General features: G+C 39.8%; 10 protein-coding genes. 4 read left to right on the plus strand and 6 right to left on the minus strand.

The window, feature by feature from the left end:
* Nucleotides 1–99: 99 nt before the first annotated feature.
* Nucleotides 100–2,454 carry an outer membrane beta-barrel protein gene (locus GM920_RS08275; protein WP_182955636.1) on the minus strand — a complete coding sequence of 785 codons (2,355 nt, stop codon included), beginning with the start codon at nucleotides 2,452–2,454 and terminating at the stop codon, nucleotides 100–102.
* Between the two features lie 199 nt (nucleotides 2,455–2,653).
* Here GM920_RS08275 and GM920_RS08280 point away from each other — a divergent pair, with 199 nt between their 5' ends.
* Nucleotides 2,654–5,113 (plus strand): YfhO family protein, encoded by a 2,460-nt coding sequence (locus GM920_RS08280; RefSeq protein WP_182955638.1) that lies wholly within the window; start codon nucleotides 2,654–2,656, stop codon nucleotides 5,111–5,113.
* A gap of 114 nt (nucleotides 5,114–5,227) precedes the next feature.
* On the opposite strand, the gene GM920_RS08285 is transcribed toward GM920_RS08280, so the two are convergent.
* From GM920_RS08285 to GM920_RS08295, 3 genes are all read right to left on the minus strand, one after another.
* Nucleotides 5,228–6,151, minus strand: coding sequence for a metallophosphoesterase family protein (locus tag GM920_RS08285; RefSeq protein WP_182955640.1), 924 nt, complete (start codon nucleotides 6,149–6,151; stop codon nucleotides 5,228–5,230).
* Between the two features lie 79 nt (nucleotides 6,152–6,230).
* Complete coding sequence (locus GM920_RS08290; RefSeq protein ID WP_182955642.1) at nucleotides 6,231–8,021, minus strand: RagB/SusD family nutrient uptake outer membrane protein; 1,791 nt, start codon at nucleotides 8,019–8,021, stop codon at nucleotides 6,231–6,233.
* A 29-nt stretch (nucleotides 8,022–8,050) separates the two neighbouring features.
* Complete coding sequence (locus GM920_RS08295) at nucleotides 8,051–11,254, minus strand: SusC/RagA family TonB-linked outer membrane protein (protein ID WP_182955644.1); 3,204 nt, start codon at nucleotides 11,252–11,254, stop codon at nucleotides 8,051–8,053.
* A 305-nt stretch (nucleotides 11,255–11,559) separates the two neighbouring features.
* Between GM920_RS08295 and GM920_RS08300 the strand changes: the two genes are divergently transcribed.
* Nucleotides 11,560–12,162 (plus strand): TetR family transcriptional regulator, encoded by a 603-nt coding sequence (locus GM920_RS08300; RefSeq protein ID WP_182955647.1) that lies wholly within the window; start codon nucleotides 11,560–11,562, stop codon nucleotides 12,160–12,162.
* On the opposite strand, the gene GM920_RS24025 is transcribed toward GM920_RS08300, so the two are convergent.
* Entirely contained in the window at nucleotides 12,159–12,470 is a 312-nt protein-coding gene (locus GM920_RS24025) for a CBU_0592 family membrane protein (protein ID WP_449581072.1), read from the minus strand. The genes GM920_RS08300 and GM920_RS24025 overlap by 4 nt on opposite strands.
* A 208-nt stretch (nucleotides 12,471–12,678) precedes the next feature.
* Here GM920_RS24025 and GM920_RS08305 point away from each other — a divergent pair, with 208 nt between their 5' ends.
* Together GM920_RS08305 and GM920_RS08310 are read left to right on the plus strand one after the other, a co-directional pair.
* A complete protein-coding gene (locus tag GM920_RS08305; protein ID WP_182955649.1) occupies nucleotides 12,679–16,554 on the plus strand; it encodes a TIM-barrel domain-containing protein in 3,876 nt (1,291 codons plus the stop codon).
* A gap of 268 nt (nucleotides 16,555–16,822) precedes the next feature.
* Nucleotides 16,823–17,482 (plus strand): carbonic anhydrase family protein, encoded by a 660-nt coding sequence (locus GM920_RS08310; RefSeq protein ID WP_235964485.1) that lies wholly within the window; start codon nucleotides 16,823–16,825, stop codon nucleotides 17,480–17,482.
* A 61-nt stretch (nucleotides 17,483–17,543) separates the two neighbouring features.
* Here GM920_RS08310 and GM920_RS08315 read toward each other — a convergent pair whose 3' ends face one another.
* Nucleotides 17,544–18,425: a PorP/SprF family type IX secretion system membrane protein gene (locus GM920_RS08315; protein ID WP_182955654.1), complete on the minus strand. Its 882-nt coding sequence runs from the start codon at nucleotides 18,423–18,425 to the stop codon at nucleotides 17,544–17,546.
* Between the last annotated feature and the right edge of the window lie 65 nt (nucleotides 18,426–18,490).

An 18,490-nucleotide genomic window follows, 5' to 3' on the forward strand; every position in this document is an offset into this window, starting at 1 on the left:
TGTTAGCCCTTTACCTATAACAAATCTATTGGGTAAAGGGATGAAAAAAAATAACATAGGATAAGAAAAAGGGAAGGCTAAAAATAGGTCAGATTGCGATTAATTGCTTCTTTGTCTTTCTTCTTCATTGCCAGGTTTCCGTACCTGTTGTTTCATCTTCTCATTTCCGAAATTGTACCTGATGGTTAGGCGTAAGTATTGGGAATCGTAGTAGTTTTTATATTCTTGCCTGATGTTATTAACGACCGCAGTGTATCGGTCTTTTTGACTTTTCAAAAGATCGCTTGCATTCAAGGCCACCTGGAGTTTTTTGGCTAACAGTAGTTTTTTTACCCCAATGTCCAGACTGTACTGACTTTTCATTTGATTTAGACCATTGATTCCTGGAAACTGGTACCAAAAATTAACATCAGCCATCAAGGTTTTTGATTTGTTAAGGACCAATTGATTTAAGGTAGAAAAGTAAGCTCCAAATCCATTTAACCCGGGAATGGTTTGTTCGATCGCAGATTTTGAGCGGGTATAAAACACATCTAGCTGGTACATACTTTCTAACCATTGGAATGGATTCAGAACCATCGTATTGCTCAGCTGATAATGGTAGCTGGTGATTAAATTTACTGGTTTTAAAATTTGGATATTGGTATTGGGCTCCGTAAAATTCAGGTCATTAAAGCCATTATTGGTATTGCTGAAAGAGATCGTGCTGGTAAATACACGGGCATAAGTATGTGCCAATTCGATGTTATTATTGTAGGATGGCTGCAAAAAAGGATTTCCTTCTGCGTAGGAAAATTGATTGGTATACCAGCGAAAAGGATTGAGTTTTTTATAGGCAGGTCGATTGATACGGCGGCCATAATTTAAGGAGAATTCGTTCTTTTCCCTCCAATGATACACCATAAACAAGGTAGGAAACCACCTTAAATAATCGGTACTGGTGGTCGCATCCAGAGAAACTCCTGCGGTTTGCGTGTATTCTGCCCTTAGTCCAGCCTGAAAATCCCATTTCCTGATGGTTTTATTTAGATTGAGATACAAGGCCTGGGTATTTTCTGAATAATTGAATTGGTTGCTCTGACTCGCATCGACTTCATAAATGCCATTGGCTTTTTTAAAGAAAGAGACTTCACTTTCATTTTTCACAAAACTGACTTTAGTTCCCATGGAAAGGTTAAAAGTCTTATAAGGGAGTTCTAAATCAGCCTTCAAAGTGTAAAGATCAATATGCTGCAGACTGGAGGATAAATATTGGGCGAAAGAATTCGGGATCATCTGTCCTGTTCCTTCATAGCTTGTATTGTCAAAAAAGCGCTGTTTATCGTCTGTATATTTAAACCAATCCGCGTTAATCGTCAGCTGTTTTCCTAAGGAATCGATGGATTGTTTCAGGTAAAGATTTGCGGCATGATAATTCGATTTCATCTTGGCATTGGCTTCAGAATTTAAAACAGAATCTATGCCTGGTATTTTATTAAATACTGTCGTCTTGATGTGTTCTTCAGAATGGAAGTTCGTTTGTCCTGAGTTATAAGAAAGGCCTATTAAGGTATTTTTAGCAGGTTGATAATCCATTCCTATTTGGCCGCTCGGCATGACCCGAAAATTTCGATCCTTATTGACCACATTCCAGGTTTGATTTGGGTAATACACATTGCTCTGTTCCAAAGGAACTGACGAGCCTTTTCGGAAATTGAAATTCGTAAATAAAGTGATTTTATCTTTTTTGAAACTGAGGTTACCAGCAGCCGATCCCGTGGGATAGATAGCTTGAGTCAGGCCAAGATTTGCAGCACCTTTAAAACCTTCGGCAACATTCTTTTTCAATACAATATTGATGAGTCCGTTGTTCCCCTGCGCATCATATTTAGCCGCAGGATTGCTGATCAGCTCAATTTTCGAAATCTGATCTGCCGGAATTGATCTTAAATAATTGGCTAAATCATCTTCCGTCAAAGGTGTCAGTTTATCATTGATCATGATGTTTACCCCAGCTTTCCCTATTAAAGACACCCTATCGTTGACCACACGAACTCCTGGAATTTTCGCCATTAATTCGAGTGCATCCGTACCTATTGCGGCAATACTTCGGTCTACATTAAAAACCGTCCGATCGATCTTTCTCTCTATTACCCCCTTTTTATAATTGATGTTGACATCTTGTAAATCAATCGATGTTTTTGTTAGACTGAGGCTGATCGTAGTATCGGATTTCAGCGCCAGTACAGACTGCATGGTTTTAAAATTAACCGCTGAAAACACCAGCATATAATTCCCTTTACTAACGTTCGTAAAGCTGAATTTCCCCTGGCTATCTGTTTTCGTTAGCACCAAAAAACCGGCCGAATTTTTAAGGGTCACCGATATTGGTGCTTCAGTTTCTGGAGCTAATATCCCTTGTATTTTATATTGTGCGAAGGAATTATTTGCCAGTAAAAATTGTGTCGTAAACAAAAAAAGGCCTATAGCACTAAACCTTTTAATTTTTTTCAGAAACAGAAGATGGCCTCCAAAGGCCAGCATCAGGAGATGCGTTAATTCGTCCATCCCCGAAGCTACGACTTGCAATTAGTTATACAACTATTTTTTTGAGCCAGCGTTGGTCATTTGCCAATCCCCTAGTTTTTCTATATTTAGAGAAAATTTAACAGCTATGAATAACTGGTTTAAGCGAAATGGCCAACATTTGATGGTCATTGTACTTTTCTTTGGGATTACCTTTTTATATTTTAACCCTGTATTCTTTGGAAAGACGCTTGGACAAAATGATGTAACCAGGGCACAATCTACGACCACGGAGATCAATCATTACCGAGAAAAAGGGGAAACGATTTTGTGGACAAATCAAATCCATGGTGGAATGCCTACTTTTCAAATTTGGGCCCCTTACCCCAATAACATCACCACCTGGTTGGTTAAAGCCATCAATTATTCTTTTCCGCAACCGGTAGGAACAGTGCTTGTGTTGCTCCTAGGCAGTTATTTTCTATTTTGCGTTTTAAAACTAAACCCCTGGCTTTCTGCAACAGGTGCTATTGCTTTTACTTTTTCTTCTTATAACATCATATTATTCGGTGCTGGCCATGCCAATCAGGTTGCTGCGATTTCATTTTTCGCCCCGGTTATTGCCGGAATCTTGCTGGTTTTCAGGGGCAAATACATCTATGGTGCGGCAATAACAGCCTTATTTTTGGCCTTAGAAATCAGGGCTAATCACATCCAGATGACCTATTACCTCTTCTTAGCCATCTTGATTTTGGTGGGCATAGAAGCTTATCATGCGGTAAAATCTAAGCAGACCAAGGATTTTTTCAAGGCGGCAGGATTTGCATTTTTAGCAGGTCTTCTAGCGATAGCGGTGAATACTTCTTCTTTATGGAGCACTTATGAGTATAGCGCTGAAACCATTAGGGGGCATGCCAACCTCACACAAAACGTAGCAAAAACCAGCACTGGATTGTCCAGGGAATATGCATATCAATGGAGCCAGGGCGTAGAAGAATGTATCACCTTCCTGATCCCAAATGCTTTTGGTGGCAGTTCCAGAGGGAATGCTGTGACACATACCAATGCGGTAAAGGCACTGACGGAAATTGGCGCAGATGAAAGTCAGGCGGATTACCTTTCAAAGTCGCTCATGCCATTTTACTGGGGTGAAAAACCTTTTACAGAAGGTTCCTTTTATTTTGGTGCCGTGATCTGCTTTCTATTTGTATTGGGTTTATTCATTGTCAAGAACCGCATTAAATGGTGGTTATTGTCTGTAGTGATCTTAACCATGTTGCTCTCTTTTGGAAAGAACATGCCATTGGTTTCCGATATATTCTTTTACTATGCCCCATTTTACAACAAGTTCAGAGCAGTAGAATCGATCCTTGCCGTTGCAGGCTTATGCTTCCCGATATTGGCTGTGCTGGCGGTAAATGAATTGTTTCTGAACCGGAATAAGGCCGAGCTTTTTAAGCAGGTAAAACTTGCTTTCTACATCACTTTTGGCTTTTCTTTGGCCATTGCCATCATTCCCACACTATTTCTTTCCTTTAAAAGCAGCGACCATGAAGCGGTTGTTACACAATTTACGGAGGCACTAAAAATAGATAAGGCTACCGGAACTGCCATTGGAAATGCGGTGATTGCGGATAGAAAAGCGGCAGCACAGTCGGATGCAATGAGATCTTGTTTATTTATCCTTATTGCTTTTGCTGGTATCTGGGCATTCCTGAAAGACAAGTTGAATTTCAACATCCTTTCCTTAGCCTTTCTATTCCTCATACTAATTGACATGTGGGGCGTCGATAAACGATATTTAAACAAGGATACCTTTATGGCGAAGCAGGATACTGAAAAGCCACAATTCCGGGAAGTAGATCGGTTTATTGATCAGGACAAAGATCCCAATTTTAAAGTGATTGATTTGACACAAAGCATCATGAATGATGCTACTACTCCCTATTTCCATAAGTCAATTGGTGGATATTCGGCGGTTCGTTTGAAACGATTTGATGAGGTTATAGAAACGCATTTCAAGAAAACCATCAACCTGGATATACTGGGGATGATGAATACAAAGTACCTGATCACTACTGATCCCGAATCACCAAAATTGATTGCTCAGTTGAATCCGGATGTATGTGGTCATGCCTGGTTTGTCAATAAAGTCCAATATGTGACTAATGCAGATCAGGAAATGGCGGCAATTGGTACATTTAAACCTAAAGAAACAGTAGTGATCGACCAGCAATATAAACCGCTGGTTAAAGAACAACAAACTGCTATTGCTCAACCTTCCGGAACAATTAAACTGACTAGTTATTTTCCTGATCGCATGGTTTACCAAAGTAATGCGCCACAATCCAATATTGCTGTATTTTCAGAAATCTATTACAATAAGGGCTGGAAAATGTTCATCGATCAGGTTGAGCAGCCTTATTTCCGCGCGAATTACTTGTTAAGGGCAGCTCATATTCCGGCGGGAAATCACCAGATTGAATTTGTGTTTCATCCTGCATCTTATTATACTGGGGAGATTATTTCTCTTATTGCTTCCATTACACTGATTATTGGCTTATTGCTCGCGGGCTATTTGGGTTATAAAGAATGGAAATCAGCTTAAATAAATTGGTTGTCACGTCAGGACGTGACAGGTATAACAAAGGCCTTTAAATCCTGGGATTTAAAGGCCTTTGTAGGTCAGGGAAAAGTTTTACAGCTCATCCCGAATGACCAATTAAAAACTATGCGGATAATAATCATTTTCCACTGTTCCGTCTTCATACAACTTCAACATCGCATAACCTGGAGGCGTTTCCAAATAATAGCCTGGTCCAGCGGACTCAGCATCCCCTTTACCCCACCAGAAACCACTCATTGCCCCATTGCAGCAATACAATACTCCATTGTAACTCGTATGATCTGACAAGTGATTGTGGCCACTTAAACAAACCTTCACTTTATCACGGTGTTTATAGAACAGATCTTTTAACTTCTTACAATCTGAATGACCACCACCAACGAGAACTTGTGTGGTTCCCAGAATCGGATAGTGCGACATTAACAAAGTCGGCGTACCTGCAGGTAATTTCTCCAAATCCTTTTCCAACCATTCATATTGTTCTGGATCCAGGGAAATATCCTTATTATTTCCATCCAAAATAATAAAATGCCAGTTCTTCTTGGTAAATGAATAATATCTATTCGGAATTTTAAGTCGTTTTACCACATAATTTTTTCCGTACATCTCATGATCTTTAGAAGGTGCTTTCCACCAAGGATCATGATTTCCGATGCAACTGTGCAGTTCATAATTAGCCATGGACTTCATACAATCGTCCCAAATTTCCCATTGCTGGATCACTTGTTCATATTTTACATTATCATAAGAGGCATCATTAATTGAATCGCCACCATTCAGGAAAAAATCTGGCTTATGTTTAGTGATGATCTGGTTTAAGCATTGCTTAAATCTTGTGGGCGCATTGTCACCCTCTCTGATGTGCACATCGGTAATGTGTGCTACAGAAAGTGCCAGTTTTTTACCCTTTGGTCCTTGTTTTTCGGAATTTGAAGCCAGAGCAGGTAGCGCCCCTGCTGCTACTGCTCCCAGCGCTAATCCAGCAACTTTTAATAGTGATCTTCTTTTTAGTTGTGTCATTGGTTATGGTTTCATTTATAGTTCATTGGATTTTATGGTCATTCCAAGGCAATCATGATCACCATTGAAATACCACTCATTACCAGCCGAATATTTGTTTTAGGTTCTTATTTAACAGAATTTGCTGTTGTGGAATCGGGCGATAATAATACTTCGGTTCTTCGAATTTACGTGTAAATGCTTCTGTGAGGATATTCCCACCATTACTCCCATTTTTCAGAAACACGGTTGCTTCCGAACCGACCGTTCCGGTCAGGTAGTAAACCAGGGTAATCCCCAACGAATTTTTCTCCTTATGTGCTTCATCTGGAATCGTCTGCGATCCATCGATTAATATAATATCTTCCACACCATCACCGGTCAGGTCATACTTCCCTAATCCTGCGAAATAGATACCCTCAGGACTTTTGGTCAGGAGTTTTCCTGCTTTCCACCTCATCAGATCATCGAATCTAAAGTTCTCAAAAGCAAACTCTACCCGACGTTCTCTTCTAATTTCGAAGATCACACCTTGATTTGACATGACATTATCAAACTGTTGCAGCAACTGAGGATCTGGGTTTCCATTTGCTTGTGCAAGGTTTAAATTTGGTAAACCAGCTCTTTTTCTAAGCAGATTTACTGTAACATCCAAATCCGACTGACTTAATCTACCAAGTTCGGCTAAAGCTTCCGCATTGGTCAACAGGACTTCCGCGTAGCGGTATACCGGAAAATCGACACTACCTATGGTATTATTATCGGTACTATTTACATAACCTTTTAACTGATGATAACCAGTAAAGTTCTTATTTAACCGTTGCACATAGGGCTTGCTGTCTGGAACACGAATCCATCCCGGATAAGCCATTGTTTGCGACAAACGGGGATCACGATTTTCGAATTCTTTTACAAAACCAAACTGCTCATAATTTGGAATCGCAGTATACCGACTGCCATCTTTCATCAGGTAAGTTTGAATCAAATCCTTTGCCGGCGCTTGTTCATATTCCCCAAATACGACAGAGTTCACGTTTTGGCCCCAGTTCTTGACCTGATCAAAAACATTAATCAACATTACTTCCGGGTTCTGTGATAAATCCTGACTGGCAAATAACGCTGCATAATCACTTTCAGATTTTCCGGTATTGTAAATAGAAAACTTACCTGAAGCCATGATTTCTCCGGACACTTTTGCTGCAGTTTCTAGAAACTGATTGGCTGAAGCAGCTAAATTTAATTCATTATGATATTTGCGATAAGTACCTTCATACAGTGCTGCTCTTCCGTAAAATACTGCTGTTGCCCATTTCCCAGGGGTTCCTGCAGGTACCTTTTCCTTCACGTTTTTATAGGCAAAATCCAAATCTGCCATAACACTGTCCATCACCAATGTGCGGGGATCACGTCCTTTAGTCAGGTCTGTGTCTCCCGGATTCAGTGTTCCTGAATACCAGGGCACATCAGAAAATCGCTTCACCATATTCAGGTAAAAACTAGCTCTGTAATACCTTGCTAAGCCTGCATAGTGTCTTTTGACCTCATCAGTCACTTTCGCTTTATTATAATTTTCCAGAAAATAATTAATATTACGGAGCCTCGACCAATCCCATCCGGAGGTGATATTCTGAGCACTGGCATTACCTCTCATGATATTTTTCACTTCTACTGCGGCAGTAGTGGACACATTATCACTACTTTGATCGTTTAAATAAGTACCCCTATCTGGCATAGACAACAAGCCGTTTACATAAAGCGCAAGGTCTTCTTCGGTATTAAAGAAAAGGTTTGGAGAAATAGCGTTCTGTGGAAAACGATCCAGCTCTCCCTTTTTACAGGCGCCCAATCCAATAGTCAGCAGGGCAAACAAGATATATATATTCTTCTTCATGATGATTTCAAATGATGATTAAAACGTGGTTAAAAATCCAGATTTAAGCCAATCGCATACCTTCTTTGGAAAGGATATGCCCAGGCACTTGTACTTTGGTTGATAGACTCAGGATCGATGAATTTCTTAATGGCCGAGAACTCGTACATATTTTCACCGGATACGTATACCCGCAGTCGGTTGATCCCGTAACGTTTGGTTAATGTTTTAGGCAAGGTATAACCCAGCGTTACATTCTTTATCCTCAGATAAGCCCCATTTAACAAATATTTCGTTTGTGGGATATCTAAACCACCACCTGCATTGGCATCAGCCAACCAGGCTTGCATAACCGGATATTGAGAATCTGTATTGGCATCTGCGAGACCTGCAGCAATGTAAGCAGCAGAGTGTTTCGCTCTTTGCTCAGGAGAATCTGCGACACCTCTGTAGAAGTCCAGGTTCCATGGATATACGTTCGCATAAGGCTGCTGATAAGGACCCCAGAACAAATAATGATGTGGATAGAAATCTCTTTTTAACACCCCTTGCATGAAAATAGAAACATCGAAACCATTCCAATCCATATTGATGTTGGCACCAACACTATAACGATCGGTTGTATTTCCAATGACTTTAAGATCTTTCGGGTCATTAGAACTCAAGCCTTTTTCAATCTTATGATCTCCATTCTGGTCTTTATATTTTGGCCATCCAGGTACCACTTCCAGTGCTCCCCATGGAACAATACTCTTTTGATCGAGGGCTGCAATCTCTGCTTTATCTTTAAAGAAACCATCACTCTCTAATCCCCAGATCTCACCAATCGTCTGTCCTACACGATAGTCGGTGAACAAATTTTGATCATTGGTGAATTTGGTGATTTTCGAACGGGAATCGGAAAGAAACACTTTAGTACTCAAGTTAAATGACTTCGAGGCGACGTCGAATCGATCACGATAAGTCAGCGATAATTCCCAGCCTTTCGTTCTTAAGTCTGCCACATTTTGTTTTGGAGCACTCGTTCCCAATACGCCTGGCAACTCCTGACCTTTGACCAACATCCCCTTCGTATCACGAATATAATAATCGAAAGTTACCAGGAATTTATCATTCATTAAGCCGATATCTGTTCCAAGATTCAGGGTAGATACACGCTCCCAGGTATAAGTATTTGGGTCGATATACAATTTCGGAGCTTCTTTAATCACAGGGCGCAGCGAGCCATCGATCAGATATTTAGAAAGTTCCGTTGGCAAGGTTTGAATATAATCGAAGTTTTCTACGTTCTGATTGCCGAGGTTACCATAAGTAGTACGGAGCTTAAGCGTGGACAATACGGGTGACAATGGCTTCATAAACTCCTCTGAGCTGGCAATCCAAGCCAGGGAAGCGGAAGGGAAAAAGCCCCATCTACTGGCAATTGGGAACCTGGATGAACCATCATAACGTCCGGTTCCTTCCAAAATATAGCGGTCCTTATAAGTATAATTTACCCTACTGAACACACTATTGGTGGCATAAGCTTTATAATTTGCACCAATTTTAGCCACTCCAGTGGTTAAGCCCAAATAAGGGAGTGAAGAAGAAATCAGCATATCACGCTCAGCATCTACCGTTGAATAATCATACGTTTCCGAATTATAGCCAACCATTGCACTGAAAGCATGATCTCCAATTGTTTTCTTATAGGTGGTATAGAGATTGAATGCTGTATTTGCGAGATAGTTATTACTTTCACTTACATATCCGTTACCCCCCTCTTCTCTAATGTCGCCAGGACCATATCCTATTTTAAACTTCTTGGAATCTTTGTGGTATCTCCAAAGTTCTCTTTTAAAAGAGGCATCTCCATTTACTTGCAGATCACCATTTAAAAAGGTAGCTACTGCAGAGGTCACGTTCTGAAAACCAAACATATTTTCATTGTTTCCCCCACCATCTACCAGTTGGGCAGCCAACCTTCCTGCACCTGTATTTGCCCAGGTACCATCTGGATTTTTAGCTACATCTGTTGGTTTTAAATAATAAAGATCTCTAATATCAGTAAAAGGCTGCTCACGTTTTGTTTGATAAATATTGAGGTTATTGTCCAATTTCAGCCAGCTTAAAGGAGAAAAACCTACTCTTGAACGTAATCCATACCTACTCCAATAATCTGGAGCCAGCTTGTTCAAACCATTATCTTTGGCATAATCCGCAGACAAGTAATAGGTTAATGGTTTATTATTGATGTTTGCACCTCCAGACAGGGAAACCGCATGACTTTGAGATACTGTTGACTTGTTAAAGAAATAATTATACCAGTCATTGCTACCCATATAAGCCCATTTGGCTTTATCTGCAGGATCTAAACGCGTATCTGGAAGTGATGGATTATCTGACCTTTCTTTTGCCCATTTATAATACTCATCGGAGAAGTTTACATAATCCCATGGCGTATTATCAGTAGATGTTTCTAACACCCTGGAATAGATATAGGGGTCGGTCACCGGCGTAACCAATACTGTTGGTTTGCCCCAGGAAGTGAAGGTATTGTAAGTAATGACTTGCTTCCCAGCTTCTCCTTGTTTGGTTGTGATTAGAATCACACCAAAAGCAGCCCGAGCACCATAAATGGCAGAAGAGGCGGCATCACGTAGTACGGTAAAGGAGGAAATATCCGAGGGATTTAACCTGAGCATATCGTCGTTACTGGTGGCAGGGATTCCATCAATTACGACCAATGGGGAGCCGCCATTTACTGAGGTAAAGCCTCGAATATTGATTTTGGGAACAGAACCTGGTGCACCGCCAGCATAGGAAATACTCAAGCCGGGGCTCAATCCCTGCAAGCCTTGCATCACATTTGCAACCGGTCTGGATTCCAACTCTTTGCCTGAAATCTGATCGATTGCACCTGCGATATTGATTTTCTTTTTGGAGCCAAAGCCTACTACAACCACTTCATCCAGGTTGCCAAAATCCGAAGTCAAGGCTACATTTAGCTGAGTTTTGCCATTCAGCGCTCTTTCTTCTGTTTTATATCCGATATAAGAAAAAACGAGAATCGCTTTGGGATCTACATTCGTTAACGTATAAATACCGTTTCCGTTAGTTCCAATTCGATTACTCGTTCCTTTAACACTTACGTTAACTGAGGGGATAGGCCCCTTGGTTTCGGCATCAGTTACTTCACCTTTTACAGTGATGTTCTGAGCGAAACCGTTTGCCCCAAAAAGCAGGAGGCAAATCAGCAGTAGATTTCTTTTCATAATTACAATAAAGTTTAATGTTTGTGGTTTTTCTCTGGTTTTAAAATGGTCAATCTGAAGGTTAGTTGGGCCTCCTACTTGTATGATTGTTCATACATAGCTTAGATACTTGATCATGTGGTTTTCTAATTTGGTTTGTTTGGTAAATTGGTTTGGTTTCTAATATTGTTTGCTGCGCAGCAAAGATCTAGTTGCAATATTAACAGGAAGTTACAAATAAATTAATTGAACGTACATTCAATTTAAAAAAAATAATTAGCGAACTCTTTTACTTTTTAGTAATTTGGAGCAATCAAAAATTTCACATGGGTAGAAAAAGTCTCAAAGAGACCAGACAATTAGAAATAATAAAGATTTTTTATAAGGTTGCTAAAAAAGAAGGCTATGAAAATACTTCTATCGCGAAAATAGCTAAGGTGATGGATATTAACCCGAGCCTTATTATTCATTATTTTAAGACAAAAGAGGACCTCACCTATGCACTGATTGATTATATTCTTGATCGGTATCTATTGATTTATACCATTAAAAACAAGGAAGGGGTTACCCTTGCGGATTTACACAAAACCATTGAGATGCTTTTTTCCAAGAAGTGGAACTTACTTTTTGATGATGGATTATTTTACACCTTTTATGCTTTGGCATTTCGGGAGAAAAAAATCAAGGCAAAATACAAGACCATTCTAGATTCACTTCGCCATGCCTTGGCAACCATGATCGAGCAATGTTATAAAAAACAGTTCATCCAGGTTTCAGATGCTAAAACCGCTGCTGATTTAATCTTTGTATTGGTGGATGGCGCCTATTTTTACCTGTCTTTGGAAAACGACAAAAAGGCGTACGCAGAAAGACTGGATTACTATAAAAGTAAAGCTTACTATATTTTAGGTGGGGAATGGACGCCTTAATTCTTTTCCCTGACTTTATTGATCTTTAAATGACGTCCTACGGCATAAAATCCGATGAGTACCCAAAGCGAGTTCGCTACAGCATTTGGCATATCACTATTGTGTAGCGCTGATATGACTAAACATAATCCCCCAATTATATTTAGTGCCTGAAAATTTAATGATTCGGCTGTTAGCAATCTTAAATTTAACAACAGATAGCCAAGAGTACATAAAACAACTCCAATCCATCCGATCTCTGTTATTACAATTTGAAACATAATCCCCTTTATTTTTTTGCCAGCAAAATAGTGGTTTTTTAGAATCATTGCACAATACCTAAAAAACTTACAGACAGAAATTCAATAGGTTGCCAAATTCCTAATTTATTTATGAAAATAATACAATTCTGCAAAAGCAAAAACTACTAGATAATTTCTATATTGGCGGCTTCAACGAAAGCTTTCAGAATGACCTTGCAGGAATCCATAGGATTCTTGTCGATTTCAGCTATCCGAGGAGATTTAACACACAATTATGAAAAAAATATTTTGGAGTTCTAAACCTCAAAACACCGCTTTGCTCGCCTTAGCATTCCCCTTACTGATTTCCCAATTAAATGCCGGGGCAGTAATTAAACCAACTACCTTTCAACAGGTTATTCAACAAGAACATAAAATCATCAGTGCCCGGAAGGTTAGTCCGACTGTGATCGAAGTCTTGTTTTCTGACAATCAGCGATTGACTTTAGACTTCTATGGTGATCAGATCTTCAGACTTTTCCAGGACAATACTGGTGGAGTGATGAGAGATCCGGAAGCTAAACCAGAAGCCAAAATTCTGGTTGAAAACCCAAGAAGACCAGTTGCAAAATTAAATCTGACGGACGAAAACAACCTGATTACGATTGCTACTGATAAAATTTCGGTTCAAATTGATAAAAACACAACCCTGTTAAAGATCATTAACCTGGCTACTAATGCTGTAGTTCTTGAAGAAGCGGCACCTGTTCGTTTTGAAAAAAACCAGGTAGTAATGACCTTTAAAGAAACGCCAAAAGAATATTTCTATGGTGGTGGTGTTCAAAACGGACGTTTCTCCCATAAAGGAAAAGCGATCGCAATTGAAAACCAGAACAGCTGGACGGACGGCGGAGTAGCCTCCCCTACACCTTATTACTGGTCTTCTAATGGATATGGCTTGTTATGGCATACCTTCAAAAAGGGTAAGTATGATTTCGGAGCTAAAGAAAAAGGCACCGTAAAATTATCCCATGACACAGACTACCTGGATGTTTTCCTAATGGCTGACCAAGGTGCTGTTCCTCTTTTGAAAGATTTTTATCAACTGACAGGGAATCCGGTATTATTACCGAAGTTCGGTTTTTACCAAGGGCACTTAAATGCTTATAACCGCGATTTCTGGAAAGTTGATGAAAGTGGAAAAGGAATGCTATTCGAAGATGGCAAACACTATAAAGAAAGCCAGAAAGACAATGGTGGGATCAAAGAATCCTTAAACGGAGAGAAAAATAACTATCAGTTTTCTGCACGTGCCGTTATTGATCGCTATAAAAAGAACGATATGCCATTTGGCTGGTTACTTCCAAATGATGGTTATGGTGCTGGATATGGACAGACGGAAACTTTAGATGGCAACATTCAAAACTTAAAAAGCTTAGGTGATTACGCACGTAAGAACGGTGTTGAAATCGGATTATGGACACAATCTGACCTACACCCAAAACCAGAAGTTTCTGCGTTATTGCAACGTGACATCTTGAAAGAAGTCAAAGATGCTGGTGTTCGTGTATTGAAAACTGATGTGGCCTGGGTTGGTGCCGGATATTCGTTCGGACTTAACGGAGTTGCTGATGTCGCTCAAATCATGACTAAATATGGCAATGATGCGCGTCCATTCATCATCTCTTTAGATGGTTGGGCTGGTACGCAACGTTATGCTGGAATCTGGTCTGGTGATCAAACCGGTGGTGTTTGGGAATACATTCGTTTCCATATCCCTACTTATTTAGGTTCTGGTTTATCAGGACAACCAAACATTACTTCTGATGTAGATGGTATTTTTGGTGGTAAAAACATGGCGGTAAATGTTAGGGACTTCCAATGGAAAACCTTTACACCGATGCAATTGAACATGGATGGATGGGGATCAAATGAAAAGTATCCACATGCATTAGGTGAGCCGGCTACTTCGATCAACCGTAACTACCTGAAATTAAAATCGGAGTTAATGCCTTATACTTACAGCATTGCCAGAGAAGCGGTAACAGGTTTACCAATGATCAGAGCGATGTTCCTGGAGTATCCAAATGCCTATACTCAAGGTAAAGCAACTCAATATCAGTTTTTATACGGTCCGAATTTCTTAGTAGCTCCAATTTATCAGGCGACTAAATCTGACGAAAAAGGCAATGACATTCGTAATGGCATCTACCTTCCTGAGGGCAGCTGGATTGACTATTTCTCTGGAGAAAAATACGCTGGAAATAGCATCCTGAACAGTTTTGACGCGCCAATCTGGAAATTACCGGTATTCGTTAAAAATGGGGCAATTATTCCGGTAACCAATCCAAATAACAATGTAACAGAAATCAACAAAGGAGTTCGTATTTATGAGATTTATCCTTCAGGAAAAAGCGCATTTACGGAGTATGATGATGATGGTACTACAGAACAATACAAACTAGGTAAAGGTACTTCCAGCTTAATCGAGTCGGAAGTAGATAAAAAGAACCGCGCAATTGTGACCATTCACCCTTCAACGGGTGATTTCGATGGTTTTGTAAAAACAAAAGCGACAGAACTTAGAATCAATGTAACCGAAAAACCTAAGAAGGTATCGCTGAAAATAGGTAAGGATAAAATCAAATTATCGGAAGTAAATTCGATGAATGACTTCTTAACTAAAGAGAATGTATATTTCTACGATGCTGCTCCGAATTTAAATAAATTTGCGACTAAAGGAACTGAATTTGAGAAAGTAGCGATGGTAAAAAATCCACAGTTACTGATCAAAGTAAGTGCGACTGACATTACCCTAAACCCGGTTGTGGCAACAATTGAGGGCTTCAAATATGCACCTGCAGATCACTTACGCATCACATCAGGGGCGCTAACGGCTCCGGTTAACGCTGTGGTTACAGATAAAAACAAAGAAGCCTATACCTTAAAACCAAGTTGGTCGAAAGTGGAGCATGCAGATTTCTACGAAATAGATTTCAACGACATGCATTATACTACAATCAAAGACACAGCCTTGTTATTTGATGGTTTAACTGCTGAAACACCATATTCATTTAAACTACGTGCGGTAAATAAAGACGGGCAATCGGCCTGGACTGAGATTAAAGCAACAACGAAGTCTAATCCATTAGAATTTGCGATTCAGGGCATCACTGCTCAATCCACTGCATTGGATCAGGAAGACTCAGAAATCGGGCAATTATTCGATTTTGATGAAAGCAATACCTGGCATACCAAATGGGGTGTAAATGCATTACCATTCGAGATTGTCATGGATCTGAAAACCGTCAACCAATTGGATAAATTCCATTACCTTCCACGTTCAGGAAGAGGAAACGGTATCATCTTAAAAGGTGAGGTATTCTATAGCAATAACAATAAAGACTGGACTCCGGTAGGTCCATTTACTTGGGCAAATACAGATGAAGTAAAAGTATTTAACTTCCCTAAACACCCAACTGCACGTTTCATCAAAATGGCCGTTACTGAAGGTGTTGGTGGTTTTGGTTCTGGTAGAGAATTGTACGTATTTAAAGTTCCTGGAACAGAAAGTTACCTACCTGGAGACATCAATAATGACCGTCTGATTGACAGAAATGACTTGACTTCGTATATGAACTATACTGGTTTAAGACAAGGTGATGGTGATTTCGAAGGTTACATCAGCAATGGTGACATCAACAAAAACGGTTTGATTGACGCTTATGACATTTCATTAGTGGCTACGCGAATTGATGGTGGTGTGAAAACTGATGCGAAAGCGGAAAAAGTAGCTGGTAAACTAAGCATCAGCACTGCAAAACAGAGCTATAACAAAGATGAGATCATCGAGGTTAAAGTGAAAGGTACTAACCTTAAATCTGTAAATGCCTTGAGCTTTGCCTTACCATACGATGCTGCTGATTTTGAGTTTGTAAGCATACAAGCTGAAAATACGAAGCACATGGAGAACATGACTTATGACAGGTTACATACGAACGGAAAGAAAGCTTTATACCCTACTTTTATCAATTTAGGCGATAAAGAAGTTTTAACAGGCAGTTCGGAACTGTTCATCATTAAATTAAAAGCGAAACGTAAAGTTAAGTTTGACCTTAAAGCCATTGATGGCGTATTGGTTGACAAAAACCTGAATAGCGTTACTTTTTAATCATTTAACCATAATTAATGCCCCCCGGTTCTGCGCGTTTAATCATGCGCTAAGCCGGGGGGCTTTTTTATATTTTATTTTCCAGAAATCTGATTGAAAAAATCACTAACTTAATATATCCAAAAATCAGATCAAGCCCTAAAATGACCTTATAAAAGAAATCTAATTTCATAACATAATGAGCATTTCAAAACTAATGATGGCCGCTCTCCTCCTGGGGATGAATGTTTTAGTTTCATGTCAAAACAAAACTAAAACACCAAATGACATGGAAAAAATTGAAATTGAAAAGACTGATGTACTTTCTGAAAAGGTTTTAACCGCTGAACAGCAGGCTGCATTAACTCCGGATTCTGTCCTATCCATTCTAAAAAAAGGCAATGAAGAGTTCGTTTCTGACGCCTTAACCATTCGAAATAATACCGTTAGAGTTCGTGAAGCAGCGCTGGGACAATACCCTAAAGCCGTTATTCTATCCTGTCTGGATTCTCGTGTACCAGTGGAAGATGTGTTCCATCGGGGAATTGGAGATCTCTTTGTAGCCAGAGTAGCAGGGAATATTGTAAATGAAGATATTTTAGGAAGTTTGGAATACGCCTGTAAGGTTTCAGGCTCAAAGGTGATTGTTGTTTTGGGCCATGAACATTGTGGCGCAATAAAATCAGCGATTGACAATGTAAAACTGGGTAATATTACCGGTTTACTCGCAAAAATTCGACGCGCATTGGCTACCAACAGCCCATTTGAAGGCGAAAAAACCACCAAAAACATGGCATACGTTCATCACATCTGCCTTGAAAACATAAAACTGAGTATTCAGGATATTAGAGTAAAGAGTCCTATTTTAAAAGAGATGGAGACTAAAGCTGAGATCAAAATCGTTGGAGCTGTTTATAACATGGAAACTGGCAAAGTAGAATTTCTATAAATAGCAAATGCCCCCTAAAATTAAATCCGGAGGGCATTGCATGGTATTCATTTAAACCTGACTACTTGCCTAAATTCAACCTTAAATTTAGTTCAAAACTACCATTCGTATAACTGCTTAGAGCTGAGGTTTGCGTGGTATAAGTTCCGCTGATCAGATATTTCTTCTTATAGTCCATTCCTAGTCCGAAAGTCGCATTTTCCGTACTGTGGTACATGGCCAGTAAAAACACTTGCTTGTTGGCAATGCTCATTTGTGCACCGGCATCCCAGATATTATCAAAACCTTTAACTCCGCGATAAACCACTTTAGGTTCCAGATCGACACCTTCCATACCTTCGCTGATATTGAGTTTATAGCTCAGTGCTGAATAAAACGTAGCCACATCTGCCAGCTTGATCACATCCTTTTTCAGAACGCTTTTCAAATTAGGAATTGCGGCCTGTATATTCAGTTTATCAGAGGTATAGGCGATCCCGAAATCTCCATCCAGGTAATTCTTACGATCATTATATTGTCCAACACCAGGATCATTTGGATTTCCATAGAGATCCGAATTCTCCAGTCGTTGACTCATGATTCCCATTGACACGCCGAAGTGCAATTGATGATTGTTATCATTCAGCTGCAGGTGATAAGCGTAACTCCCTACCACACGAGTCTGCTTTTGTAAGCCAGCACTTTCATTATTCACAGTTAGTCCGATTCCGACTTTGCTGAATCCGTAATCTGCTGTTAGATTTTGAGTTAAAGGAGAACCGGGAACATTGCTCCATAGTTTACGGTATGCACCATTTATTTTTAGACCTTGATCGGCACCGGCAAAGGCCGGGTTAATTAAGTATTGATTGGTAAAATATTGTGCAGATAGCGGGTTTAGCTGTGCTTTTACAGAACTGCCCATTGCCACAAATGCACATATTAATATTGCTTTATATCTCATTTTATGATTTTGATTTTTCTAATCTGCGGGACCAATTGTTTTTTTGGAACCCGCAGATTAAGATT

Origin of the sequence: Pedobacter gandavensis, assembly GCF_014172405.1 — a bacterium.
GTDB lineage: Bacteria > Bacteroidota > Bacteroidia > Sphingobacteriales > Sphingobacteriaceae > Pedobacter > Pedobacter gandavensis.

Excerpts from the sequence above, each read along its gene's own strand:
- GM920_RS08280 (WP_182955638.1), top strand. The coding sequence starts at position 2,654 with ATGAATAACTGGTTTAAGCGAAATGGCCAACATTTGATGGTCATTGTA.
- GM920_RS08285 (WP_182955640.1), bottom strand. The coding sequence starts at position 6,151 with ATGACACAACTAAAAAGAAGATCACTATTAAAAGTTGCTGGATTAGCG.
- GM920_RS08290 (WP_182955642.1), bottom strand. The coding sequence starts at position 8,021 with ATGAAGAAGAATATATATATCTTGTTTGCCCTGCTGACTATTGGATTG.
- GM920_RS08295 (WP_182955644.1), bottom strand. The coding sequence starts at position 11,254 with ATGAAAAGAAATCTACTGCTGATTTGCCTCCTGCTTTTTGGGGCAAAC.
- GM920_RS08300 (WP_182955647.1), top strand. The coding sequence starts at position 11,560 with ATGGGTAGAAAAAGTCTCAAAGAGACCAGACAATTAGAAATAATAAAG.
- GM920_RS24025 (WP_449581072.1), bottom strand. The coding sequence starts at position 12,470 with ATGATTCTAAAAAACCACTATTTTGCTGGCAAAAAAATAAAGGGGATT.
- GM920_RS08305 (WP_182955649.1), top strand. The coding sequence starts at position 12,679 with ATGAAAAAAATATTTTGGAGTTCTAAACCTCAAAACACCGCTTTGCTC.
- GM920_RS08310 (WP_235964485.1), top strand. The coding sequence starts at position 16,823 with ATGGAAAAAATTGAAATTGAAAAGACTGATGTACTTTCTGAAAAGGTT.
- GM920_RS08315 (WP_182955654.1), bottom strand. The coding sequence starts at position 18,425 with ATGAGATATAAAGCAATATTAATATGTGCATTTGTGGCAATGGGCAGT.